Origin of the sequence: Bdellovibrio sp. HCB185ZH (assembly GCF_047302455.1) — a bacterium.
Taxonomy (GTDB): domain Bacteria; phylum Bdellovibrionota; class Bdellovibrionia; order Bdellovibrionales; family Bdellovibrionaceae; genus Bdellovibrio.
This window is the reverse complement of the sequence record NZ_CP178624.1, coordinates 1,090,732-1,115,315: the sequence shown is the minus strand read 5'-3', so window position 1 is coordinate 1,115,315 and position 24,584 is coordinate 1,090,732. Positions and strand designations below refer to the sequence as shown.

Genomic DNA, 24,584 nt, shown 5'->3' with positions numbered 1-24,584 from the left:
CGCGAGGCTACTCCCTGTCGTTTTTCTTTTTGAAAATTGGGAACGGTCTTCTGCCGCTTTTATAATCAGTGATACATCACTGGCGGCTCTTCGCGGCGGTCTTTTCTTTCAATTCGCTCCTGGATTTCTGCCTGTTCGTGATCCATGGTGACGCCGACTTTATGGACTCCGATCATAACCCAGCCGTAAAATCCTGCACCCAACAGTGTCAGGCAGCCGATTCCAGTTAAGATCAACGTCGTCGCAGACACATAAGCAGGCGGAGCCTCCCAAGTGCCATTGATGATCGCTCCATTGATGGCAAATAATCCCAAAGTCACAAGATTTAATACCATGTGAATTAATCCGTCACGTTTCGCGGCTGTTTGATTTGGAACGCCAAAAGCCCAATCAATAAATCCTGGAATGGCGGCAAGCAGGGCCGTAGCCACCGCTGCCATATTCGAAAAAAATCCCAGGCGATACCAGAACGTATCGGCGTTGCCATAGTTGTAAACAGCGAACGCGATAAAGGTCACGAGATAGAAGGTGATGGGAAAGGCGACAAGCATGGGATGAATCGGATGGTTTTTGATACTGGCTTTGCTATACATGTTTTCCTCCTTGGCACTTCAATTATAGAAGCTCTCGCCAAGGCGGAAACCCTAATGCACGAAACTTGTCTGCGAACATGAAATTAATTCGGTCATGTTAAGAGTCCCACGACCATCGTCTTTTATTTCGCAGCCAGTAAGCAAATTTGCTCTGTCAATTCATAGGATTTTACGAATGAAGTGATGGGTAAAAACTCGTATTTGGAGTGGAAGTTTAAGGCACCCGTAAAATAATTGGGGGTCAAAATTCCTTTCGCAGATAAGGCGGCACCGTCGGTGCCTCCGCGCATCGGAATGACTTTGGGTTCGACGCCGATTTTTTCAAGTCCCGCAAAAATCAAATCAATGGCGCGGCGGTCTTCACGGATGGCGCTGCTGATATTGCTGTAGGTGTCGGTGATTTTTGCTGACAGTTTGGCTGTCGGATATTTGGCGCTAATTGTTTGTGCTGCCACTTCGATTTTCTTTTTTCTTTCGGCGAAACTTTTTAGGTCAAAATCCCGAATGGAGGCCGTGAGTTTCGCCTCCTGTTGTGTCGCTGACATTCCATTAAACCAGATATAGCCTTCGCGGCCCGCCGTGTTTTCAGGAGTTTCTGTGCGATCAAACAGACTGATAAAATCCTGCGCCATTAATATCGGATTTACCAAAACGCCTTTTGCAGACATTGGGTGAGCGGTCACTCCGGTGAAAGTGATATCAGCGGTAGCCGCATTAAAATTTTCATAGACGACTTCGCCGAGTTCACAACAGTCTATGGTATAGGCAAAATCCACATCAAAGCGCGAAAGATCCAGGGCTTTCGCTCCGAGAAGCCCAATTTCTTCGTCCGGTACAAAGGCAACGACGATATCGCCGTACTCTTGATCCCCGCGAAGATTCGCAAGCAAGGTCATCACGACTGCCACAGCGGCCTTGTTGTCCGCTCCTAAAACGCTCGTGCCGTCGCTAAAAATAATTTCTTGTCCCTTGTAAGGAAGAATTTCAGGATGCTCGTCCACGCGCAACCAGATGTTTTCTTTTTTATTCAAACAAACATCTTCGCCTGTGAATGTTAGGATTTGCGGATGAATGTGCGGACTCAGTCCAACGTCGACCGTGTCGATGTGAGTGATAAAACCAATGCGGGGTCCACCTTTTTTAGTGCCAGGTTTTACGGCCGTCACAGTGGCGTGTGCGTCGATTTGAATATTCTGAAGGCCCAGAGTTTTCAACTCCGCCGCTAACAACTCTGCCAGTTTTTGCTGGCCAGAAGTGCTCGGCAAAGCGGCAACTTCGTCATTGCTCTGAGAGCTTACGGCTAAATATCTAAAGAAACGTTCTATCAGTTGTTTTTCAATTGCCTGCATGGAGTCAGAGTACACCAATCCAATTGAAAACGCATTGATAAGTTTTGTGCTCTTATTTGTCATTTCAAGCGGTCTGTGACATTCAAGCTCCCTCGCGGAGGAATCAATGCGTTCATTTAAATTCGGAATTTTGTTTTTGTTTGCAGCTTTGTTCGGCTCTCAAGCTTTTGCGTCTTACAATGTTCAAGATGTGGGCGTGATTGGCTTAATGTCCCACGACGTTTTTTCTTGGGATCACAAGAAAGAAGTGAATGTTGAAAATGGACGTTTGGATCTAAGCACGATCTTTGATTACGAAGGTGGTCACAGATGGTACTTGGGTGGCAATCCCAAGAATTCTGAAAACGCAGCGGTCTACACAGTGGCGATGAAACTGGTGAATCACTACACCCAATTGTTGTCAGCAGGACACTCCTCACTTGAAGCAAGACAGCTGACAGTCAGCGAGTTTCATCAAATGATCCGTGAATTTTACGAGCGCGCATTACAAGAAAAGTTTCCCGAGACAGCTTTAAAGGCTCTTCCTACAAACTTGGAGCAAGCGGCGATTCGTGGCTTTCATGACCTTCTTCCAGGTCGAATTAAACTCTATGGTCGCGTTCGCAATGAACTGAAACTAACAAGCGTCTTGACTGCAAAAACGGTTTTGAATGAGCGCGAGTTGGCTCAACCCTTAAAACCATTCGATGGCGATTATGATGCTGAATACAAAGCGATCAAAATTCCTTTTACGAAAGTTGTTTTGAATTTGAAAGAAATCGATAGAAAATTTATTGAAAAATACAGCGACTTTAAACAAGCGGACATGCTTGCTCAACTGGCGAAAGTTGGAAAAGGGGAGATGACTGTGCACGAACTGTCCTTTGCACCTCCTGTGCGTGAGCTTTTCAGAAAAGCAATGTGTGGCGAAGGCAATCGCTACATGCCGCAAGAAATGGTCTGCGAATAGCTATTAACGCAGGGCGCGTTGGTGTGACGAGGCATCTTTTCGTTGCGCTTAGCGCGCTATCACTGGGCACTTATTGACAACACTTTATCAAAGAATTAACCCCTGCGAATGCATAAAATACTATTTAATCTGTTTATCCTTACTCTTTCGATTCCCACATTTGCATGCCCCGAATTAGCCGGCAATTTTGACTGCGTTTCAGACTCAGGGCCGGTGAATTCTTTTATCATCAGAAAAGGTGTTGAGGGGAATCAGGTCATCTATCAAATTAATGGCACAAAGCTTGTCGCAAACGGTGTTCCTGAAACTCGCTCCAAAGGTGATGGTTTCCCCACGACGTATACAACAAGCTGCGAGAATCAAAGCCTACGCGCCAGAATGCAGACTCATGTGTCCTCTGCGATCTGTCCTTCGTTACCGTTGGATGTGGATTCCATCACTTTGTTCACAAAGGTTGGGAATGATATCGAAATGGACGATCTGACTATTTTGAATTGCCCAGATAAAGCTCCGATGAACATCCGTCACAAATACATTTGCAAAAAGAAATAAGGTATAAAATGAAGCTTCAAAAGTTTTCCACTCTGATCGCCGTTTGTACTTTGTCTTTTGCTGCGACATCGGCACATGCAGCCAAGTTTTTGATTTCGTTTAAGGATCAAAATCAAGCGCAAGCTTTCAAAACTCTGGTGCAAAATCACGAAGCCCAAGATCTTCGTATCACTGATGATTTGGCAGAGCTTCAAGTTTTAATCATCGAGGCCCAAAACCAAGAGCAAATCTTGGCTTTCGCCGACATCAAGGATTTGAACTTTATTGAGAAACAAAAAACTTACGCAGCTCCACGCGCTCAGATTATGCCGACATTGACTTCAAATATGCCGCGCATGACGTTGTTTGGTGGTCAGCTTCCGGTATCTCAAGGTCTTAAAATGATCAGCGTTCCCCAGGCGTGGAAGATGACGAAGGGTGCGGGCGCTCGTGTGATGGTGATCGATTCTGGTATCGATAAAAACCATCCTGTTTTTGCGGGTCGTATCGAAAAGGTCCAAAACTTTACTGCCGATGGCGGACCTCAAGATGTAACTGATACTGAAGGCCACGGAACCCACGTAGCGGGCATTATCGCCGCTCAAGCAGCCCAGGAAGAAGTGGGCGTAGCCCCAGAAGCTAAGCTTTTGATCGCCAAGGTGTGCGGTTCTAAGGGCTGTAATAATGATGCCGTTGCCAAAGCATTGCTATGGGCTTTGCGTGAAAAAGTTGACGTTGTGAACATGTCATTGGGTGGTGGCGGAAGCGTCCCAGAACAATTCATGATCAAACAATTAGACGGAGAACAAATTCCAGTTGTAGCAGCGATGGGTAATAACGGGATGGAAGCGACCCCAATGCCTGCAGGGTATATCTCTGTAACGGCGGTGGGTGCTGTTGATGCAAATGGAAAACGTGCGGCGTTTTCGAACTGGAGCCCGGCTTTGGATTTGATGGCGCCGGGGGTGAGCATTCGTTCGTCTGTTCCGCGCGGGACAGGTCGTATCGCGGTTGCAAGTTTTCAAAATGCGGCAGGGGAGTTTAAAGCTCTTCCCGCGGTGACTTATGCAAATGTGCCAGTGAAATCATTAAAAGAATCCGCAGTGTTTGGTGAGTTCGGAAAGGTTGAAGACCTTGCGAATTTAGCCGTGGCTGGAAAAGTTTTGGTGGTGAAACGTGGGAACTTGCCTCTGCTTGATAAAATCAAAAATGCTCAAGCGGCAGGAGCTACGGCTTTGGTTATCTGCAATAACGATGGTGCTTTGGTCAGTGGTTCTTTAAGCGAAGATCCGAACGAAATCAAAATTCCAGTGATTATGGTGGAAACGACGTCAGGTGAAGATTTGATCCTGAACCTTCTTAAGACGGAAACTTTGGTCGTTCGTATGGAGATTCAAGGGGCTGATTATGCTGAATTTAGCGGAACTTCCATGGCGTCTCCTTACGTTGCGGGTGTCGTGGCTTTAATGAGATCTGTGGTGCCTGGAATCACAGGTTGGAAGATTCGTGAAATCATGAATGGTTCAGCTAGCCCGATTAAGACAGAGATTCCAAATCAAACGGGCAAAGGCTTGGTCAACGCCAAAGCATCCGTTGATGGAGCTTATGCGGTTCGCAAGAAGTATAAGAAGATTAAATAAAAATGAAAAGGCCACTGAGTGTTCAGTGGCTTTTTTTTTAACTTGGCGTCCGCTGAGTGAAATTAAGAAGGATTCTGGATTTTGCTGCGAATCTTGTTCGCGCGAATCTCATCCTTGGTTAAGCTTGCGGCCTTTTTATAAAGCTGCTGGGCTTTTTCAGCCTGGGATTGCTTAGAGTAGGCATCTGCCAGATGTTCCGCAATAATGCTCGCTGAAGGTTGGTACTCATAGGCTTTTTCCAGAACCTTTACCGCCTCAGAGAACTTCTTTTGCTTAAACAAAACCCATCCATATGTATCAAGAACATAGCCGTCCTTCGGAGAAAGCTCTGAAGCACGACGAGCCAGTTCTTCAGCCTCCGGCAGTTGTTGATTCATCTCTGCCAGGGAAAACGCCAGGTAGCTCAGGCTTTGTACGTGGAATGGTTCCATTTCCAAAACTTTTTTAAGCTGAGTGATCATAGGCTCTTTTTTGCCCATGCGATCGAGCATGATGGCCTGTTGAAAGCGCATTTCTGTGTTGTTCGCGAACTTCGCAATTCCTTTTTCCAAAGTTTGCGCAGCCGCTGCGTAGTCTTTTTTTGCTTCAAGCAGGGATGCGTGCATGATGTAAACTTGCGGCTCTGAATTTTCATTTAAAACTTTTGCCGTCAAAGACAGAGCTTGTTTGATTTTCCCTTGGCCTTTTAAAAGGAAGGCCGCATGCACCATCGCTTCACCGTAATGATCGCTGTTGGCAGGAACCTGCAGGTAATTTTGGATGGCTTTTTTCGCATCACGAGATTCCTCGTGGACGGCTGCCAAATAATATCGGGCAGAATCCGCTGTCGGGTATTTAGTCACGATTTCATTCAATTTTTCAGTCGCAAGCGCTAGTTGTTTATTTTTGATCAGGATCAGAGCCATCTTAAGCTCGGCATCAAAAGTGCTTTCCGCATTGCTCGAGATATAGTCAAGTTGACCATAAGCTTTCGTCAAATTGCCGTCGTCAATATAGATCTGTGCGATCATCTCTGACACCCTGACGCTGAAGCGTTGGTGTTTTTGATACTCTTCACAAACAGCCAAAGCTTTGGCTGGGTTGTTTTGCTGTTGGTATAGGTTTGCCAAAGACATCAAGGCGTCTTCAAAATCAGGTTTTACTGCCAAAGCTTTTTTAAAAGCGTTTTCAGCGGCAATTTCATACTTTGGAGCTTTTTGATCAATGCGCATCAAACCCACATAGTAGTGAACCAAGTATGAGAGCTGAAACTGAGGATTTTTTAGCAAAGCATCGAATTGTTGCTCCGCCTTTTTAAAATCTTTTTGAATAGCGTAAACAGAGCCTACGTTGATTGCAGCATCATTGTTCGTCGGTTGCAGGCGTAGAACGGCATTATACTGCGCAATCGCTTTGTCGTAGGATTTTTCAGAGGTGTATAAATCCCCCAAAACAAAATGTGCTTCGACGCTTTTTGGATCTTTATCTGCAGCTTTTTCCGCATTCAAGATCGCTTCTTTGGTTTTCTTTAGTTTTTTGTACTCTGCAGACAGACGCATGTACACTGACGCTGCATTGGGATCTAGTTTTGCCACTTTTTCAAAGTGTTCAATCGCACGCGCGGGTTTACCTTCGCGGCTATACACATCCCCTTTGATAAACTGAAAGTCCGCTTCGGCGCGCACGTTCAAAGGATCAGAAACCGAAGAGGGAACGACGATGCTTTGGAGTTGTTCAGAGTTACTTTTCTCTTTCGTTGTTTGCGTTGCGCAAGCTGAGAGGGCTAGTAATAGGCCAAAACTTGTCGTCGTCTTTAGAAGCATCGAGTTCTCCTTGTCAGTTTGCATTGTAGAGAACTTTGCCGAATTTTAATGAAATAACTGAGAATAGACACAAGGACTCGCCCTTGATCTGAGTTTCTTCCGGCCTAAGATGTGGTTCAAAGCCGCTCCAGTCATGTGTTTCAGAGTTTTGCTTGCATTCCCCGTGACTGCTCGAAGTGTGCAGGAGACGCTATCTGAATGGGTAAGTGGTACGTTCGCGTTGGGATTTACTTTCTCTGTACATTTCTATTGAATGCAAATGCGCAAGCAGCGTTTCAGCTTCGAAACGTGGATGTGCAAAAGATGGCAAATTCCATTGTCGCTTTGATGTCTTATTCTGCCATTCCAGATCTGGCATCCAGTTCACTGTCGATCAATAACGCCCAGACCGGAAATCCGTCTATCGCTATGACCCAATTTGGTGGCGGATTTACTATCAGTAAAACAACTCCTCTTTATCTGGAGGGTGCTGCTGCCTACAGTCGCTATGATCCTAAATTTATTGCCACGGATGGGACTCAGGAAAGATCGGTGCCTTTAAAATGGAACTCCGGAACGGTTCAAGGGGGTGTGGGTTGGGATTTTGAAATCTATCGGCGCTGGGTGATTCGTCCTATTTTCAACTTCTCCTTTAGCATGCTTTTTAGTGATACCGAAATTGGCGCAGCTCTGATTGCGGATTATAAGGATTTAGAAAATATTGATTTCCTGGATAATGGCAATGTTAGTATCGGTGGTTTAGGAAGTGCGTTGATGTTGGCCTATGAGTTTCATGACGACGTGATTGGCACAGATGTGGACTTGCAGTTACGCTATTCTTACATCCATTTGCAGAGTATGGGAGGCAGCCGCTCCATCAGCGGGCATTCAGATTCAAGCACTGCCAATGTGTATTATCGCTTTCGTGCGCCTATGGGAGATTTACGTGTCTTAGGTGAGCCCTTTCGGTACGTGCTTGAAACTTCGGCTTCCCAATACTTTGGGGATCAAGTCGGGGTTCTTGGTTTTCATTATCTTGCAACGGCAGGTTTAGGAATTGAATTGGATTCGTCTGGCTATGATGTTTGGGTGACGCGAACTCGCCTGGTGGGTCGTTATATGTTCGGTGATAACGTCAGTGGTTACTCCGTTGGTTTAGCGTGTTCTTTTTAGCCGCTATTGATAGGGCCATTCCGTCTCTGGTTTTAAATGAATCTCTTTTAAGACAGGAGCTGTCTTCATCGTAAATCCGATTGAGTAATTCCCTTTTTCTGAGGTGGCGAGGTTGGCAAGCTCCGCGACAATGCTTTTAATATCAGGACGAGTTTCGCCAATGCGAACTTGAGTTTTTCCATCGAGCTCCCAGCAAAATCTGATCAGCATAGCTTCTTCTAAAATTTTGTCAGGATTGATTCTGTGGGGGAATCCTTTTTGATCCATGCGTTCGTGACTTTGCAGAATCATCATTTTCATGGGCTCACTTAAAGGGATTTTGCGCGCCAGGCACTGGTTCAGGCTGTAGATCGGATGCTTTTGGTATTCCATCAGTTCTTCGCCATGCATGGCTTCAATTTCGTGAGCTCTTAATTTAGCAGATGTGGAAGGGGAGAGTTCCAAGTATCCGATGTCTGAAAGCAGTGCTGCGATCATAACTTCTAATGCTGATCCAATCTTCGCTTCTTGACTAAGAACGGCTGCATAAGCGGCTATCGCTGGCGCACGTTCCAGCGAGCCAAAATCACCCACAGAAGAACTGTTGATCACATCAAAGGGATTTTTAACTTCGCCCAAAGAAGTCAGAAGCGATTTTGCAAAATTCTCGCAAGTTCCATAAAGTTCTTTGCCAAGTGCAAAGGACGCCGCCGAGCTTTGATCACTGATCATCAATGCCAGTGCTAAAAAGGACTGACTCATCTGCAGAAACTGCAAACGACAGCGGCGCAAAGCGCTGGCTTCGTCGTTTGAGTTAAAGCTTCGACTGTACTCCACCCAGTTTTTCAGGTCTTGTCTGCGCAGATAAAGTTCCCCCATTTCAGAAAACTTTTTTAAAAAGGCAGAGTTGAGTTTCGTTTCGGGTTTCGCGACCTTTAAAAACTTTTTGTTCGCAGGCATCATGTAAAACAGGGGGAAGGCCGTCTCCGTATCCGGCATCAGGTCGTAGATTTTGATAGGAATAAAGGCAGAGCGAATCACCTGGGTGGTAACGAATTCTAATTTGCTGGTGGAATAGAATTCATTTTCCATCAGAACCAGGGAGGCTCCTGAGGTCTTTACGATGCGGGCGTCTTCGGGTTTAAGTTTAGAGTTTACAACTGCAATGATGTAGCTGTCCGCGGCCACCTGACATGCGACCTGCACCATACCTGCGGCCTCGTTGGGCTTTTCAATTTTTGCGCAGTCTAATAAGATGCAGGTGATTGATTTATAGGTTTCTGTTTTTTCAAAAAAGGTGTCGGGATCATCAAAGTTTTCAAATTCAAACGAGAATAGGTGAGCAAGCTCCGTGGCTCTTTTGGTGAATCGTGGATCTTGAGAGACCGCTGTTAAGTCGAGACTTCTCATTGTGAAGCCTCCCTCTGATAACAGGGTCACTCTATCTTTTGGTCATTTCAATATGTCATTAGAAAGCGTCGGGTTCGGCGTCCCAGTCAGCTGTTAGTCCAACGACTTCGGCTTCCGGGCTCGCTGTTTTTCCGAAATACTTTTGGGCCAGTCGTACGTGTTGACTGTAGTACAGGGGAACAAGTTCTTTGCCACAGGAATCACAGTCAATTAGCAACTCGTCTTCTTGTTTGTGAGTGGTGCCACAGTGTTGGCAACGGCGATAGTGGGTTTTCTGGTTCATGAACGTACCTACCTGGAGTGGGTGATACATTAAGGATAATGCGAGCAAAACCGACTCACAATCGACAGTCTCATTTAAAGCTGGCTAAATTGCTCAAGATTTCTTTAGAAGTGTAAGCTGAGATATGCTTAGGTGATCATATTGGTGAGCGTCTCATATCCAAATTTAACTTTTCATCAAGTATGGGAAGATCCCGACTCATAATCTATTTTGAATGAATCGGGATCTTACAGAATGTTTTATTTTGAGAGAACCAGTGTCGTTACACTCATGGCTGGCATTGTGTAGTAAACATCCGATCCAGACACTGTGATATTACCTAAGGCTTTTGGATTTGGAGTGCCATCAGAGATTTGGTAAGCGGCTCCTTTTGTATAAGACCCCCCATTGGAAATAGCTATTTTTGTAGAAAGAGCATTCGACGTTTTATTTAAAACCACCAAATAGATCTTTGATGAATCCGTCGATGACTGCATCGCATAGACCGACGTCTTTTCGTTATTGGATGAAACCGCACGAACGGAGACATCTCCCACACGTGCACCAGCTCCGTCATAATTCACGAAAAGTTTCATGGCACCGTAAATGTAAGGCGAAGCTTCGCGGTCCCAGTGAGTCGCAAAGAATACGTCCTCGCGCCCAAAGATTCCCAGAACGTCCGCTTCCGCGATGCCGCCAGAAATAATCTGTCCTCCACCATGATTGTATTCTGAGAAGGAGATTTTAGTTCCTGGATAGTATTTGTTAATTCGATCTTTCAAACGTGGGATCCACTGGATAGGCGCATTCAAATAGTCATCAGCAATCCAGCTGGTTTCTTTATAAGTCGGGTCCCACAAAGAACGGGGAGCTTGCAAGCGGGCAGCGATCACAGCCGCTGTTTGCGGTGCCGTTTCGTCAAGCACACGATACCCATCACCGCGGGCTTCAGAACCCCAGTGCATATCGATTACGTCGACCAGGCGTTTGCCATAAGTTTTTTCTGCCGCTGCCATTTGTTGTAGGAACCAGGACATGTATTCACCATTGGAGCGATCCGGAGCGTCTTGCAAGCTCATCATTTCGTTAAATCCGTATGCGACTGCACCAAATACCATCGAGTTCGGTGCCTGCTCCTTAATCATGCTCGCGAAGCGGATGGTTTTTTCTTTCATCTCGGCATAAGTTGTCTTTGCTGGATGGATGAGTGGGTGAGTGGACTTCCAGATTCCCGGTTCATTATCCAAGCTATAGAAAATCTTGCGACCGGAAGTGAGGTCTGCTTTAAAAGTGTCTTGGAAAAACTTAAGTGCTTCATCCTGATATACGAAGTTATCAGATAGGCTTGCAACCGCACTGCTGACGCTGCTTGGTTTGCGATCTAAATTTTGACGGAAGCGTGTGTTCGTTGCACTTGCGGCCTGAGTGATTGTTCCGTTTTTGTCGGCTGCGATATAATCCACAATCGGAATTGTTACGAGCGGAGTCGCTTCGTACGAATAGGCTAATTTCACTCCCAAGCGCACGGCTTCACCTGCGACCTCACTGCGACTTCCGCAGTTGACCAGATCACACACGCGATTACCGCTGGTATTGTTATAGTCCGTACCACTGTTGGTGGCGTTATTTTCCCAGTTATATGTAGTCCAGCGATTCCCGCCCATGCGGAAAGAGCCGATACCTTTCATCATGCTGGTTTCATAGTTTGTACCATAGATATAAGAAGAGATCGCGTGACGATCCAAATTCACATCGACGTTGAAAGTGACATCCGTTGTGGATGGCGTTGGTGATGGCGACGGCGAAGGCGAAGGCGAAGGCGAAGGGCTCACTGTTGGTGATGGAGAGACCGTTGGAGAAGGTGAAGCTGTAGGTTTTGGTTTTGGACGGCGTCTGCCGCCAGCAAGATTGCTTTGAACTTCCAGATCACCACTGGCCACCTGAGCCGTTAGGTCGGCTTGCGAGCAGTTTTGGAAAAGCAACATCATTAAAAGAGCAGAAAGAACGGTAGCGAATTTCTTACGCTGACGCCAAAGTGTTTTCATGTATCCCCCATCAACAATGATGCAAGTTTTCGCGTTCGAGAGCAGGGAATCCTAAGGGAACGGCTCACTTCTGTTCAACTTTCATTAACGAAAGGTTAGGGAGAGAACGAAACCGTCAAACTTTTTTCCGGGTGAAAAACTAGAAAACAGGTGGGGATTGCTAGGGTGTCATAAAGCTGGACCTGCTCCAGTAAAGGTGTTGGGATAGAATATGTGTAGGGGGCTTTATGGCTAAACATCTTGGATTGTTTTTAACTACGGTTTTATTCGCAGGCACTTTGTCTGCCAAAGAAGGCGAGTATAAAAAACCCTCTGATGCGGAGTTAAGAAAGCAGCTCACTCCCATGCAGTATCAGTGTACCCAACAAGCGGCAACAGAAAGACCTTTTGATAATGCTTATTGGAATAACAAAAAAGAAGGCATTTATGTAGACATTGTCAGTGGCGAGCCCCTTTTTAGTTCAACTGATAAGTACGATTCGGGAACGGGTTGGCCTAGCTTTACGAAAGCTATTGATGAGAATGCGGTTGTGACCAGACCTGATCACGAAATGTCGGTGGAAAGAACGGAATTAAGATCAAAAGGTGCGAACTCTCATTTAGGGCATTTATTTGACGATGGCCCCGCGGATAAGGGCGGCAAACGTTATTGCATCAACTCCGCCGCACTTAAATTTATTCCTAAAGAAGAATTGCAAGCCAAAGGCTATGGCCGCTATTTAAAACTTTTTACGGAAAAGAAAAAATAGCGAACGGTGGCCACAGTTAGTGAACTCGCGCGGTCTTTGTGGCGACACCGTTGAGTGTTGCTGTGCTGGGTTCAATCAACTTTACGTCAAAATGCTTCTCTTCTAATATTTGACGTAATTCGGTTTCAGAATAAAAATGGATTGTTCCAGCACTTGTCGTTACTTCTCCCGAACCCAAAGGAAGACTAATAAAAAGGGCGCCGTTTTCGGGAAGCATCAAATGAATGATTTCCAAATCATGCTCCAGCTGATCCGCTGCAAGATGTTCAAACGCAGCGCCACCCCAAATTCCTTGTAGATTTTTTGGAACCTTCAGGGAGGCGAGGTTTTTTACCGTCCCTTGGATCATCTCGATCCCTTCTTTCTTCCATTTTTGGATAAGGTCTGGATTTTCCTCGATACAGACGACGTTGAATCCGTTCGTTTTAAATTTGCTTAAAAGTTCTGTGGAACCAGCTCCCATGATTAATACTGTCGAGGCCGGCTCTAACAGGGAAAGAAAGGTGGTTACACTGTTTAAAAACTCTTTCGGGATGATGGAGTTGCTTACGAGTTCCATAAATCCTCCGGTACCAGACGAACTTTTCCGTGATGACTGCTCTCATATTTAATTTTTCTTTTTGGAAGTTCGATGGGTTTTTGCTTTATATTTTTATATTCAATCTGGCTTAGGATGTGCTTGATGATATTGAGGCGGACCCGTTTTTTATCCTCGGAAATCGCAAAGTACCAAGGCGCCCAGGTGGTGTTGGTTTTTTTAAACATCTCATCGCGGGCTTTGGTGTAATCATCCCAGCGGTCATAGGATTTTAAATCCATCTCCGAAAGCTTCCAGGTTTTGCGACCGTCTTCGATGCGAGCTTTCAGTCTGCGTTCCTGTTCATCGGGACTGACCTCTAACCAATATTTCAATAGAATGATTCCAGAATCCACCATGGTTTTTTCCAGCAAGGGGGCATTCTGTAAAAACTCTTCCACTTGTTCTTCAGGACACCAGCCCATGACTCTTTCGACACCCGCTCGATTGTACCAGCTTCGATCAAAGATCACTATTTCCCCCGCAGCAGGAAAATGCGGAACATAGCGCTGCAAATACATCTGGCTTTTTTCCCGGTCTGTGGGGGCGGGCAGGGCCACGACTCTAAAAACCCGGGGGTTTACTCTTTCGGTCAGAGCCTTGATGGTGCCACCTTTGCCAGCTCCATCACGCCCTTCAAACACGATGCACACCCGAAGTCCCTTATGCACAACCCAGCGCTGCAGTTTCACCAGCTCCACATGCAATTTCTTAATTTCTGCCTCGAACACTTTGGAACTAAGAGGTTCTGAATGAGCCTTATCGAGAGCGGTCACGCTTCGTTTTTTAGTCATTTGCTTCTCCGAATTGTCAGTGTCATTTCAGTGTAGGAATTAACCTGTTGAATGAGAACAATCGAGAACCGTTTCTGCCAAGAATCGTCGTCAGGCTGCTGTTGCGCCACTGTCGACTGTGCAGGAACACTGGTCTCAGTTCCAGTGCAGAAGCATATGCAGAAACAAAAAAAGCCGAAGTGTTTAACTTCGGCTTTTTTTTGAAAGGTCTATTAAGCGGCTTTTCGAGTTAAACCCGAGGAGTCCTTCATCGAACTCACAAGCTCAGTCAAAGTTTGCGCATCGGACAGAAGCTGTGCGGAAGTTTCATTCAAGTTGTGGGCGTAATCTGTATTTTGTGCGGTCAAAGATTCCACAGAGTGGATCGTCTGAGTCACATTGCTCAGTTCTTGTCCCTGGGCCACGCTGGATGTTGCGATTTCTTTATTCAATGTCTGAACCCGTTCAATGGAACTTAGGATCTCACTTAAAGACTTGTTACTAAGATCTGCGCTTTTTTCGCCAGCTTTAATTGTATCGACATTTCCTTTAACCAAAGCAGAGATATCTTTAGCCGAACTTGAGCAGCGTTGTGCCAGAGTGCGAACAGCTTCGGCGACGACACCAAAACCACGGCCGTGCTCACCCGCGCGAGCGGCCTCTACCGAGGCATTCAATGCCAGCAAGTTCGTTTGAAATGCGATGTCTTCAATCACCGTCACGATATTATTAATTTCGTTGGCACTGGCAGAAATCTTTTTGATGGAGTCGATAAGCTCCATAATGTGTTTTGCACCGTCTGTTGCAACTTCGCGAGAAGCTGTAGACAGAGATTCCGCTTCTTTTGCGGATGTTGTGTTCAATGTCACTTGCGAAGTCAGGTCTTGTAGCATCTTAAGTGAGTTTTCCAATCCACGGCTGACACTGCCTGCTGATTCATCCAATTTTTTACCCGTGTCTTCGATCGTCGTGCAGCCCTCAAAGTTTTTCCCTGAGATCTGAGTCAATTGAGCAATCGTTGTATCTTGTAAAGAGATGAAGGCACCGTAACGGCGGGCAATCAACATCAAGGGAATTGCTTCCAAAATCACAAAAGTCGCATGCAAAAGTACGATGCCAAAACCCGCGTCGTAATTAAAGACGCTTTTCGGTAACCACATAAAGAAAGCCAAATGGTGGATCGCAATAGTAGCGGCTGCCGTTAAAATCGCACTCAGCATGCCGAAGCTTAAACAAAAGGCCAATGCCACAAACACGTGGAAATGCATCTCGATCATACCATTACCTAAATGGATCAACATTCCTGAAAAGCACATGATCGTCATCGCAAGTAAATTGGGCAAAAGGGCCGAGGCATTGCCCATAAAGTATAGAGCCGTAGGCACAGATAAGATAAAGAGACTGCCACCCCAAGCCAGCCACTGGCTGTGACCATTCGTCGCTGCTAAGTACGAAAACACTGGCAGGTGGAGATACAAGCTTATTAAAAACATCCACGAACGACTGCGGGTAAATGATTGTCTAAAGTTCATCTTTAACCTGACCTGTGTATTTCATTGAAAAAGGATCAACAATTTTTTGAAGTTTGCGACTGACGGCGCAGCCAAATATAGGAAAATTTGCAACAGTGCCTTGCCCCTGCAAGCTGCGCAGGATTTCCAAGTCCCTGATGGGACTGCCATCCTGAACTGATTTTTCCGAGTAACCACCGGCATAGACCGTGTCACCCTTGGGAGTGGTGATTAATAAGAACGGCACTCCTAATTTCGAAATGTCTTCTTTTAAGTCGTCTGGATCCAGAGGACGACTTTTAAAACCACGCTGATGCAACTCTGTGATTTGGGGAGGGTGACCTATCACTAGTATTTCTTCGTTCAAATCAGCCTGAGTGCCGCGCTTTAAAAGATACTCCACCACCTTGGCGGAACATTTACAGGACTCACTCACCACATGGGTCAATGTCCATTGCCCACCCTGACTTTGAGCCAATGACGGGAGGGCAGAGAAACTCATCAAGTGCCAGCCATAAAACTGCGACACCATGAAAAGGCTTCCTGTAGCCCAGAACACTAAAATTGAGGTCAAAAAAAACTTTTTGATCATTAAGGAGTGCTTCGGATTTTCTTCACCAAATTTTGACGAGAGCGAGGTCGCGTTTTCCTGAATTTTCAGCGAATTGGACGAACGTCTTGCCCCGCGAGCATTGAAAACTGCGATAATAAGACAGCAAGTCACTTACTAAAGGAGTTTTTTATGCAAACCTCCCAACAAAAAAGTAACTCTCCCTCAGTTCATAAACATTCCACTCCACAATCAAGACTCTTAACGATCGATCGACAGTTCAACGCACCTGTCGATAAACTCTTTAAAGCCTTTACCAGCGCAGACGCTTTAAAAACGTGGTGGTGGCCAAAAGGACTTTACTCGGATCGGGTCGATATTGATTTCCGGGTTGGCGGCCGGGTCTTCATTAACATGAAAGGTTATGATCAGGGCGGCGGAGGTATGACTAGTACCTATGAAGAAATCATTGAAAATAAAAGCATCGTTATGACGGATCAGTTTGCAGATGCAGACGGCAATGCCATTTCAGCCCAAGAAGCGAAAATGCCCGGAGAGTGGCCAGAGATGGGCTATATCACTCTTGAATTTTTCCCAGTGGGGGAAAACTCAAGTCGCTTGGCACTTTCCCAGGAGGGCGTGCCAAACGAACTGCAAAAAGATTGCGTGCAGGGTTGGATGGAATCCTTCGACAAGCTCGATGAATTCTTAGGTGGTCAGAAACATTAGTGGATGCTGCAGTTAAGGTTTGCCGTGGATTTGTTGCCTTGGGCATCAGTCAGAATTAGTTTGCTGTTTCCGTAAGACTGGTTCACGACCAGATAGAATTCATGATCCGCACTTTCATACGCAGTGTAGCCATTGGCGTAAACCGAGTGCACTTCTTTATCAGAAACAATTCGACTGCCTCGGTTGTCAGTGATGATTGTTTGAGCTCTTGGTGTGATATCGCCACGGATGTATACTTTTAAATTTCTGCTGCCGTTTTGTGGAGTGCATGTCACTTGCGTCGTGTCGGCGAAGGCTGGCAAAGTCAACGATACCAAAGCGATGGCTAATAAGAATTTCATTAATTCCTCCCAAGATGTTGCTAGATTTGTAAAGGGGTATAGCAAATAGTGCGACTCTTGTGAATGTCTTGAACTTTAAGAATCAGTAATGCATAACGTCCTCTCGACGCGGGGGTTATATCATGAAAGCAGTTCTTAACTTGGTGCTTTTCGTTTCCACATTTGTCTTTGGAGTCGCACATGCAGAGGAAATCAATTCACCTGTTTTAGTGGAACAAGCTTTCCAGGCACCGGAAAAAGCCCCTGAAACTTTGAAGGAATCTTTGCTTCAAACAGCCGTGTTGCAATTCATCACATCTGATTTGATTCCCGGTCAAAAAATGACGGTGCAGCTCGCAGCGGGGATGCCTAAATTCAGTATCCAAAGCGATGACTCTGGAAAGATCTCCCTCGTTTTCGATGCGGGCTTTCCTAAGTATTTGAAAAACTATTCCATCGAAGAAATTCAACCCGATTATTTTGAACTGCGTATTAATAGCTGGAACATCATGTCTTACCCAAGTCTGAAAATCAAAGCGCAGATTTTTTCTGAAACAGGACAAAGCGTCGCTGTGCAGTTTGCAAATCCAGTTTATCCAGGAGTGAACATTCAAGCTTCTGCAGACTTACCCTTAATGACGGGGAAAGCGGGCGAGATCCATGAATTGCAGGAATGGTTTTCCTTCTTATTCCGACAGACTCAAGTGATCAGCGGGACGCCCCTCCAGTTGGCTCTTTCCCATAAAATGAAGGCCGGAGAGTCCGATGTGACGACGCCTATTTTGTTGGTCCCATTGACTTCCTATAATCCGGCGATGACTGAGCAGCTGGCGGCGGCAGTTAAGAGCTGGCTGATTGAGCACAATGTGAATACAGAGAATTCTTCACTGCAAATCGATTTTACTATTGTTAAGGAAAAATCCGAGAGCGGGACTGTGCCTGTTTATAAAATTCAGGGTCTAGACTTGAATTATAAGAATGTGGCGCTCTGAAACAAGACCTTGTGCTTAAATTTTCTCCTTTTCTTGAGTCTGTCATCTATCGATTACAAAATGACGACTCAAGCATCTAAGGAGAAACACCATGCAAAAATATATCGTGGGCCTTTCAGCGGCTCTATTGGTTACAGGTTGTGTAACAAAATCCAAATATACAAAAGACATCACGGAGCGTGATGGCGCTTTGGCTCAAGAAAAAGCGGCCGTGACGGCTTTGACAACGGAAAAGCAACAACTTACAGGTGAAAAGCAGCAGCTTGAACAAAAATTGATCGTGGTTACAAAAGACCGTGGTCAGTTGAAGACTTCTTTGGATGAGATGAAGCAGGCGATGGCTGAAATGAGAGCTCGTCAGGCTGAAGAAAGAAAACGTCTGAAAGAATTCGAAGACCTGACAAAACGTTTCCAAAAATTGGTCGACACAGGAACTATCTCGGTTAAAGTTATCGACGGCAAAATGGTTGTGAGCTTGGGCTCTGACGTTTTGTTTGGTTCAGGCTCCGCGAAACTTTCGCCAACAGGTCTTGAAGCGATCAAAGAAGTGACAAACCAACTTAAAACGATCCCAGGCAAGACTTATCAAGTTGAAGGTCACACAGATAACTTGAAAATCGCGACAGCTACTTTCCCTTCTAATTGGGAATTGGCTTCTGCTCGTGCCTTGAACGTAACACGTGCGATGATCGATGCTGGTATGCCAGCTGCGAACGTGAGTGCCGCAAGCTTCGGTGATACTCACCCGGTGCAATCAAATGACACTCCAGAAGGTAAAGCTGCGAATCGTCGTATCGCGATCGTCGTGGTACCAGATCTTTCCACTATGCCAGGTTATGAAGAGCTTAATAAAATGAGCTCTAAGCAAGAAGCAGCAGCTGCTACTCCAGCTCCAGCGAAATAATCTGATTCCATCCGAAACTAAAAGGGAGCCCCAAGGCTCCCTTTTTTTCGTTTCCAGACCCTGGTCTAAGTTTACGCACATATAACTCCGTCAGCTTTTCAAACAAAACTCCTCTGCTAGTATACATGAATAAGTTTATACAAGTGGAGACTTTGAATATATGCTACGTTGGGTGTTATCGATTTTATTCCTTTCAGGTTACGCAAATGCCGCTACCGCAGAAAATGCCAAGATAGCTCCGGTGGATCAGCAGGGGCAGCAGGTGTTCGCCAAAATTCAACCTTATGCCTTCAAGGTCAAAACTTCGCCCAATGCGAATTCTCCACAAGCTTCCTATGGGACGGGGTGGGTGGTTGATACATCGGGTTTGCTAATTACAAACTATCACGTGGTTTCTGAATCGATCATTCAGCCAAAGAAGAATAAAATTTTTGTGATGGTCAATGATCTCCCCCAAGCGGCAGAAGTGGTTGCCATCGATATTATTCATGATCTTTCACTGATACGAGTGAAACAGACTTTTCCCGCGGCAGTGAAGTTTGCTTCTTCGGCTCCTCCGCAGGGTTCGCCGATTTATTCGATCGGCCAACCAGAAGACTTAAATATGGCGATCGTGGAGGGGACGTATAATGGTGAACTCACTTATGGAAAGTACAATATCATCCATCTTTCTGCGCCTATTAATTCGGGGATGAGCGGCGGTCCTACGGTAAATGCCAATGCGGAACTCATTGGAGTGAATGTTTCGAAAAGGGTCGACGCTAGTAACTTGTCATTTTCCGTGCCGGCTCGCTTCGCCAAAGAGCTTTATGAGAAGAACAAAAATGCGCCGTCTCATGCCGTGACTTTCTGGGATGACATGGAAAAGCAGCTTTTGAATCTTCAAGACAGCCTGACGGAAGAGATTGTTGAAAACTCAAAAAATACAAAAGCCTTTCATACCTGGAACGTTCCTGGCGCTGCAAAGACCCTGAAGTGCTGGTCCGTAAATGACAGAAACAGTGCCGAAGAAGCGTTGCAATTCGAAACTTTCGGCGAAGTCTGTGATCTGCAGCATTCATCCTATATCAGTTCTGATGCCGATTCTGGTTCTTACAAATATTCATTTAAATCCCTTTCCAATAAGAACTTAAATAAGTGGCAGTTTTTTAAGCTGCTTTCAAATTCCAGCAGCAAGTTTGCTTTCTCCAGCTTTAATTTTTTTCATAGCGAGGATAAACCCAAATTATATACGACTGGGGATTGCGTCTCCGATGTCGTTGTCAGTCAGGCAAAGCAAACTTTCAAGGTGTCATATTGTGTTCGCGGTTATACGTACTTTCCCCAGCTTCAAGACGCACGGATAATCATAACAACACTCAATAATCCACCTGTCGGATTTTCCGCTGATCTTGAACTTTCGGGTTTCACTTCTGCAAATATTAAAAAAATTGCCAGCACATTCATCGAGTCCATTTCACGAGGCGAAAAATGATAAATTTCAAGGTACATACATCTAACGGCATTGAAACTTTTAAAACCGATGATTTTCCCTGTACGATAGGACGCGCGACGGATAATACCTTGATCATCGATGATCCCTCTGTTTCCTCACACCACGGAATTATCGAACAATTGGGCGATATTTATATTTATCGTGATCTGGGCAGCACCAATGGCACCGTACATAAAAAGGCTGAAGTGAAAGAACTTCAGCTGACAAAGTATACGGAGCTGCATTTAGGTCATATCAGTATTGATATCAAAATTATACCTGACATCTCCGAAAACACGGTCAGCATTCGTCGTCCCGCTTCAATTGCGAATCCTTTTGGGAACCTGTCCGCATGGATGGTTGCGGCAATTATATATGCGTCGTCACTGGTGCTCTATTTTTTGATGGCAAAATTTATGGAACCCGCCTTTAAATCGTCGACGTTTATATCTGCGGAGGTGGGATTCGCGATTTTCTTTGCGGTGATTGCAGCGGGTTTGTCGGTGTGGTCCAAATTTCAGAATCAAAAATATCGCCTCTGGGAGATCTTAATTGTTCTGATAATTGCAGTCGGATTTTCAAGAATTTTAACCGTATTTGTGGAGTTTATTAATTTCAATACCAACTCCGATGCCGTCAGCACGGCAATTGGAATCGTTTTGTGGTTTGCGATTTCATTTTTCATGTTTTATCAATTGGGGAAAATTATTTTTCCGCGAACCAACGTACAAAAAAGAGCTGTTGTCTGCACGAGTGTGATTGCGGCGTTTGCGGGCCTGGGTTATGGGCTGCAGGCTTTACAAGAAGAACGAATGCCAATGGTCAAGATTCCGGGAGACATTGCCTATCCGATTCGAAGTTTTTCAGCAGAAAACAACAGTTTCCAGACATTGGAAAAATCCATTGCCAAGCTCAACGGTGAGATAGAAAAACAAAGAATTGAGACATTAGAAAAAGAGAATAAGAAGAACTAAAAAATGGGGAGCGAAGAGCTCCCTTTTTTATTTTATGTCGGTTCCTGATTCAAAGCTTCCAGCAGGTTTGCGAAGCATCCACGAAGTTCGTCTTCGGAGTGTTGTTGGCGCATCAATTCACTTAAGATCACATCGCTGTTCAACGCTTCCTGCAAAGCACTCTTGAACTTTTCAACAGAGTGATTACCCGGATTCAAAAGTTGATTATCCATGACTTTTACCAGGACCGCAGTGCTTTTAGGGCTGGATGGTTTTTTATGTTGTTTTACGAGTTCGATTAAACGAAGTACGAGGGGATTAGTAGTTGTACTCACGGGGTTCCTTTACAGGTATTAATAAAAAAATTAAGCAAATGCTCCGGCATCAGCCAGAATTTGCAGGGACTTTATATCTTGCTTGGTTGTGGCGCCTTTCAAATAAGTGCTCACCACGCAAGATTCGCCCTTATTGAGGGCTTTAATCAGATTTAGCAAACCACTTGCCTTGGAGGTTTCAACAAGGGCGCCACCAAAACAGAAATAGTATTTACTCTTTGTCGTTAGACTTTGTTGCCACAGGATCAATGCCTTGGGATTGCGCAATTGAATGTGAGACTTTGCCGACAACTTGAAATCCACTTGGGGAATGGATTTAAATCCTTGCAAAGAAATATGTTGCATCCAGGATTTCAAAAATGTCTCTTGAAGTTCTGCAGCCGAAAGTTTCTGTAAAGAGGCAATGGACTGCTGATAAGCTTCGGGTAGCTCGCTGACTTCCCCCGTCGTACTGTGCAAAGTTTTAAATTTTGTGGTGGGTGCAGAGGCCAACGCTCCACCCTTGGAATCCAAAAGGCCTTTCAAAGAGTCCGAGAAAAGCTGCTTGTGAGGTTGATCCACCCACACACCCAAGCTCCAGGTCGCGCTAAAGGAACCATCAGACTCGGCAATATGCCAATCCGCTGATGGCCAATAGGTCATGTCACCTGGCCCAGCCTCTAATAGAACTGAGGCTTTTTTATGCTTGTCGTATTTAAAAGCGCGGTCCAAGGAGGGGTTCTTACGAGCATAGTCCTCGCTCCACAGACGGAATTTTTTTGTTCCCGCAACCGGAAAGCTAAAGACACCGCAGGAATCCACATGAACCCCGAACGGGGTCTTACGATAGTTCCCAAGGTAAAGACCCATTTCAGAAAAGCGGTTTGGGAAACCCACATGGCGATAAAGCTCGTCCGTAAAGTCGGTCAAAAGGTGCTGCTTTTTTAGGTTCACTTTCAAAAGCTCATCACAAACCAGACAGTAATCCGAAAAGAGCTTTTTCATGCGCTCATGATAGCCCTGAAGAGATTTGTCCTCTTTTTCAGGTAGAACTTGTAGCACATCCTCGGCATCGGCTTTGAAGCCGTCGATGTAAAACTTAAAGCCTTCTGGATCGTTTAATTCGCGACAGCGGTCGCTATAAAGAACCAAAAGGTCAAAGATCTCCGCAGCACTGATTTCTCGTAAAGGGGACCGAACGTTTTTTAGGGACAGGGCCTTTTTTTCCCAATGGTTTTTGGCGAAGTTTTTCCAAAACTTTTGATCAAGTTGCACAGATTTCGCCAAGCGGGGACTCCAATACAGGCTTATGGGGGAATGAATGGGAGGAGATTCGTTTAGAATCTGATTTGAGTCAAATGATGGACACGAAATGACGTGGGCCGTGGGGAAGGCTTGTAAATTTATCAACGGTTTCTTAGGGGGCGCATAAGCCCTTGTGGCCTATCGGGAATTAGCTTAAAAAAGACCATCTCTGGAGACCCCCAAATGAACTCACCGGCCGTCACATTTCACGATGAAATCAAAACTATTGAACTTAAACGTGACGTGACCAAGCACATGAAGCAGGGCCATCGCTGGCTCTTTGCGAACTGCTTTGATGACAACAAGTCGATTAAGTCCGGCATTCATCTTTTAAACTTTAAAGGTGAAACCCTGGCGCTGGGGATCTGGCAAAGTGATACTCAACTTCGCTTCCGTGTTTTGGTCCTGGCTGATGAACCAATCTTCCGTCGTAATAACATGAAGCGCACATTAGAGCTTTATTTTGAAAGCCAATGGCGTAAGGCCGTTGAAATTCGCAGAACATTCGATTTGTCAGTGACGAACTCCTTCCGCTTGATCAATGGGGAAGGCGACGGCCTGCCAGGTTTGATCGTGGATATTTACAACGATACAGCGGTAATTAAGCATGACCATGCCATTATGGAAAAGACCTGGAATGCTCCTGTAATTGCGGAAAAGATCCAAGAGGCCTTCCCTCAGATCAAATGCGTATATTTGAAACGTCGTAATGATGCCGAGGAAAAGGGCACTAACATTGTGGGGACTTTAGCTCCCGAGACGCAATTCCTGGAAAATGGTGTGCTTTTCGCCTCCAATATTCGTGATGCTGCTAAGACGGGATTTTTCCTGGATCAACGTGACAACCGTAAGATGATTCAAAATTTTGCCAAAGGAAAAACCGTTCTGAACCTTTTCAGTTACACCGGTGGTTTTTCTATTTTCGCCGCCAAAGGGGGCGCGACCGAAGTAACCAGCGTCGATATCGCAAAAGTAGCAATCCAGGCGGTGGCCCGTAATTTTGAAATCAATGATCTGAAAACGATTCATAACGACGTGGCGACGGATGCCTTTGCTTACCTTGAGCAATTGAATGTGGAAAAGAAAAAATACGACATCGTGATCACAGATCCCCCAAGCTTTGCCCCGAATGAAAAATCCGTAGAGCAGGCGAAAGCGGCTTACACCAAGGTCTTCTCAAATTCCATTAAGCTCGTGAATCCTGAAGGGCTTTTTGCCGCAAGTTCATGCTCAAGCCATATCTCCACTAAGGAGTTCATGGATATATGTCAGGAAGCCTTCTCTCGCGCTCGTAAAAAGGCGACGTTGGTTTATATTGGCGGGCAGCCCGTCGACCATCCTTATCCGTTGGCGATGGAAGAGCTTCGTTATTTGAAGTTTGCCTTGTTCCGCCTGGATTAATTTTTAAAAGGTACAAGTTATGAAAACAATCGCCACGCTTCGCCAGGAAATCGATCAAGTTCACAAGGAACTGCATGCCTTGATGCTGCGTCGTCGTGATTTAACGATGGCTGTTTGGGAGATCAAACAAAAGGAGGGTCAGCCCTTCTTTAATGCCGAACGGGAAGAGCAGATTATCCGGGATTTCGTGAATATGGATGGTCAGCAGGGGAAAGACCCCGCAATGGATGAACTCTTAAAAGGAGTCATGAACTCGGTTTTAAGAGAGTACGAAAAATACCTGCGATCTAAATTTACGGAGAAAACTTAAATTAGAAAAA

At 45.4% G+C, this 24,584-nt stretch carries 25 protein-coding genes; 12 read left to right on the top strand and 13 right to left on the bottom strand.

Going from position 1 to position 24,584, the window contains the following annotated elements:
• Positions 1-65: 65 nt before the first annotated feature.
• Both ACLSU7_RS05380 and pepT read right to left on the bottom strand, forming a co-directional pair.
• Complete coding sequence (locus tag ACLSU7_RS05380; RefSeq protein WP_413294534.1) at positions 66-593, bottom strand: DUF2231 domain-containing protein; 528 nt, start codon at positions 591-593, stop codon at positions 66-68.
• A 122-nt stretch (positions 594-715) separates the two neighbouring features.
• A complete protein-coding gene (gene pepT, locus ACLSU7_RS05375) occupies positions 716-1,942 on the bottom strand; it encodes a peptidase T (protein ID WP_413295368.1) in 1,227 nt (408 codons plus the stop codon).
• Between the two features lie 106 nt (positions 1,943-2,048).
• Here pepT and ACLSU7_RS05370 point away from each other — a divergent pair, with 106 nt between their 5' ends.
• The 3 genes from ACLSU7_RS05370 (at position 2,049) to ACLSU7_RS05360 (ending at position 5,062) form a co-directional block, all read left to right on the top strand.
• On the top strand, positions 2,049-2,891 hold the full coding sequence (locus tag ACLSU7_RS05370) for a hypothetical protein (protein ID WP_413294533.1): 843 nt from the start codon (positions 2,049-2,051) through the stop codon (positions 2,889-2,891).
• Between the two features lie 213 nt (positions 2,892-3,104).
• Entirely contained in the window at positions 3,105-3,443 is a 339-nt protein-coding gene (locus ACLSU7_RS05365) for a hypothetical protein (protein ID WP_413294532.1), read from the top strand.
• 8 nt (positions 3,444-3,451) lie between these two features.
• A complete protein-coding gene (locus ACLSU7_RS05360; protein WP_413294531.1) occupies positions 3,452-5,062 on the top strand; it encodes a S8 family serine peptidase in 1,611 nt (536 codons plus the stop codon).
• Between the two features lie 62 nt (positions 5,063-5,124).
• Here ACLSU7_RS05360 and ACLSU7_RS05355 read toward each other — a convergent pair whose 3' ends face one another.
• Positions 5,125-6,864, bottom strand: a complete 1,740-nt coding sequence (locus ACLSU7_RS05355) for a tetratricopeptide repeat protein (RefSeq protein WP_413294530.1) — start codon at positions 6,862-6,864, stop codon at positions 5,125-5,127.
• 198 nt (positions 6,865-7,062) lie between these two features.
• On the opposite strand from ACLSU7_RS05355, the gene ACLSU7_RS05350 reads away from it, so the two are divergent.
• Positions 7,063-8,016: a hypothetical protein gene (locus tag ACLSU7_RS05350; protein WP_413294529.1), complete on the top strand. Its 954-nt coding sequence runs from the start codon at positions 7,063-7,065 to the stop codon at positions 8,014-8,016.
• 3 nt (positions 8,017-8,019) lie between these two features.
• On the opposite strand, the gene ACLSU7_RS05345 is transcribed toward ACLSU7_RS05350, so the two are convergent.
• From ACLSU7_RS05345 to ACLSU7_RS05335, 3 genes are all read right to left on the bottom strand, one after another.
• A complete protein-coding gene (locus ACLSU7_RS05345) occupies positions 8,020-9,405 on the bottom strand; it encodes an HD domain-containing phosphohydrolase (protein ID WP_413294528.1) in 1,386 nt (461 codons plus the stop codon).
• A gap of 58 nt (positions 9,406-9,463) precedes the next feature.
• Positions 9,464-9,688, bottom strand: coding sequence for a hypothetical protein (locus ACLSU7_RS05340; protein WP_413294527.1), 225 nt, complete (start codon positions 9,686-9,688; stop codon positions 9,464-9,466).
• Positions 9,689-9,927: 239 nt separating this feature from the next.
• Entirely contained in the window at positions 9,928-11,712 is a 1,785-nt protein-coding gene (locus ACLSU7_RS05335; RefSeq protein ID WP_413294526.1) for a glycoside hydrolase family 44 protein, read from the bottom strand.
• Between the two features lie 227 nt (positions 11,713-11,939).
• On the opposite strand from ACLSU7_RS05335, the gene msrB reads away from it, so the two are divergent.
• Positions 11,940-12,461, top strand: a complete 522-nt coding sequence (msrB, locus tag ACLSU7_RS05330) for a peptide-methionine (R)-S-oxide reductase MsrB (protein WP_413294525.1) — start codon at positions 11,940-11,942, stop codon at positions 12,459-12,461.
• Positions 12,462-12,477: 16 nt separating this feature from the next.
• Here msrB and ACLSU7_RS05325 read toward each other — a convergent pair whose 3' ends face one another.
• The 4 genes from ACLSU7_RS05325 to ACLSU7_RS05310 all read right to left on the bottom strand — a co-directional run bounded on the left by ACLSU7_RS05325 (position 12,478) and on the right by ACLSU7_RS05310 (position 15,854).
• Positions 12,478-13,020 (bottom strand): hypothetical protein, encoded by a 543-nt coding sequence (locus ACLSU7_RS05325; protein ID WP_413294524.1) that lies wholly within the window; start codon positions 13,018-13,020, stop codon positions 12,478-12,480.
• Positions 13,008-13,832 (bottom strand): polyphosphate kinase 2, encoded by an 825-nt coding sequence (gene ppk2 / locus ACLSU7_RS05320; protein WP_413294523.1) that lies wholly within the window; start codon positions 13,830-13,832, stop codon positions 13,008-13,010. Before ppk2 ends, ACLSU7_RS05325 begins: the two co-directional genes overlap by 13 nt.
• 212 nt (positions 13,833-14,044) lie before the next feature.
• Positions 14,045-15,343, bottom strand: a complete 1,299-nt coding sequence (locus tag ACLSU7_RS05315) for a methyl-accepting chemotaxis protein (RefSeq protein WP_413294522.1) — start codon at positions 15,341-15,343, stop codon at positions 14,045-14,047.
• Positions 15,333-15,854 carry a hypothetical protein gene (locus ACLSU7_RS05310; RefSeq protein ID WP_413294521.1) on the bottom strand — a complete coding sequence of 174 codons (522 nt, stop codon included), beginning with the start codon at positions 15,852-15,854 and terminating at the stop codon, positions 15,333-15,335. The genes ACLSU7_RS05315 and ACLSU7_RS05310 overlap by 11 nt, the downstream gene beginning before the upstream one ends.
• 210 nt (positions 15,855-16,064) lie before the next feature.
• Here ACLSU7_RS05310 and ACLSU7_RS05305 point away from each other — a divergent pair, with 210 nt between their 5' ends.
• A complete protein-coding gene (locus tag ACLSU7_RS05305; protein ID WP_413294520.1) occupies positions 16,065-16,601 on the top strand; it encodes an SRPBCC family protein in 537 nt (178 codons plus the stop codon).
• Here the strand turns inward: ACLSU7_RS05305 and ACLSU7_RS05300 are convergent.
• On the bottom strand, positions 16,598-16,942 hold the full coding sequence (locus tag ACLSU7_RS05300; protein WP_413294519.1) for a hypothetical protein: 345 nt from the start codon (positions 16,940-16,942) through the stop codon (positions 16,598-16,600). The genes ACLSU7_RS05305 and ACLSU7_RS05300 overlap by 4 nt on opposite strands.
• Positions 16,943-17,064: 122 nt before the next feature.
• On the opposite strand from ACLSU7_RS05300, the gene ACLSU7_RS05295 reads away from it, so the two are divergent.
• The 4 genes from ACLSU7_RS05295 to ACLSU7_RS05280 all read left to right on the top strand — a co-directional run bounded on the left by ACLSU7_RS05295 (position 17,065) and on the right by ACLSU7_RS05280 (position 21,265).
• Positions 17,065-17,913, top strand: a complete 849-nt coding sequence (locus ACLSU7_RS05295) for a hypothetical protein (RefSeq protein ID WP_413294518.1) — start codon at positions 17,065-17,067, stop codon at positions 17,911-17,913.
• A 91-nt stretch (positions 17,914-18,004) separates the two neighbouring features.
• A complete protein-coding gene (locus tag ACLSU7_RS05290; protein ID WP_413294517.1) occupies positions 18,005-18,817 on the top strand; it encodes an OmpA family protein in 813 nt (270 codons plus the stop codon).
• A gap of 160 nt (positions 18,818-18,977) precedes the next feature.
• Positions 18,978-20,291 (top strand): S1C family serine protease, encoded by a 1,314-nt coding sequence (locus ACLSU7_RS05285; protein WP_413294516.1) that lies wholly within the window; start codon positions 18,978-18,980, stop codon positions 20,289-20,291.
• On the top strand, positions 20,288-21,265 hold the full coding sequence (locus ACLSU7_RS05280) for an FHA domain-containing protein (RefSeq protein WP_413294515.1): 978 nt from the start codon (positions 20,288-20,290) through the stop codon (positions 21,263-21,265). The genes ACLSU7_RS05285 and ACLSU7_RS05280 overlap by 4 nt, the downstream gene beginning before the upstream one ends.
• Before the next feature lie 32 nt (positions 21,266-21,297).
• Here the strand turns inward: ACLSU7_RS05280 and ACLSU7_RS05275 are convergent, their stop codons facing one another.
• Together ACLSU7_RS05275 and ACLSU7_RS05270 are read right to left on the bottom strand one after the other, a co-directional pair.
• Positions 21,298-21,579, bottom strand: coding sequence for a hypothetical protein (locus ACLSU7_RS05275; protein ID WP_413294514.1), 282 nt, complete (start codon positions 21,577-21,579; stop codon positions 21,298-21,300).
• Between the two features lie 30 nt (positions 21,580-21,609).
• Positions 21,610-22,845, bottom strand: coding sequence for a JmjC domain-containing protein (locus ACLSU7_RS05270; protein WP_413294513.1), 1,236 nt, complete (start codon positions 22,843-22,845; stop codon positions 21,610-21,612).
• 201 nt (positions 22,846-23,046) lie between these two features.
• Here ACLSU7_RS05270 and ACLSU7_RS05265 point away from each other — a divergent pair, with 201 nt between their 5' ends.
• On the top strand, positions 23,047-24,264 hold the full coding sequence (locus tag ACLSU7_RS05265; protein ID WP_413294512.1) for a class I SAM-dependent rRNA methyltransferase: 1,218 nt from the start codon (positions 23,047-23,049) through the stop codon (positions 24,262-24,264).
• A 19-nt stretch (positions 24,265-24,283) separates the two neighbouring features.
• Positions 24,284-24,574 carry a chorismate mutase gene (locus tag ACLSU7_RS05260; RefSeq protein WP_413294511.1) on the top strand — a complete coding sequence of 97 codons (291 nt, stop codon included), beginning with the start codon at positions 24,284-24,286 and terminating at the stop codon, positions 24,572-24,574.
• The last annotated feature ends 10 nt before the right edge of the window (positions 24,575-24,584 follow it).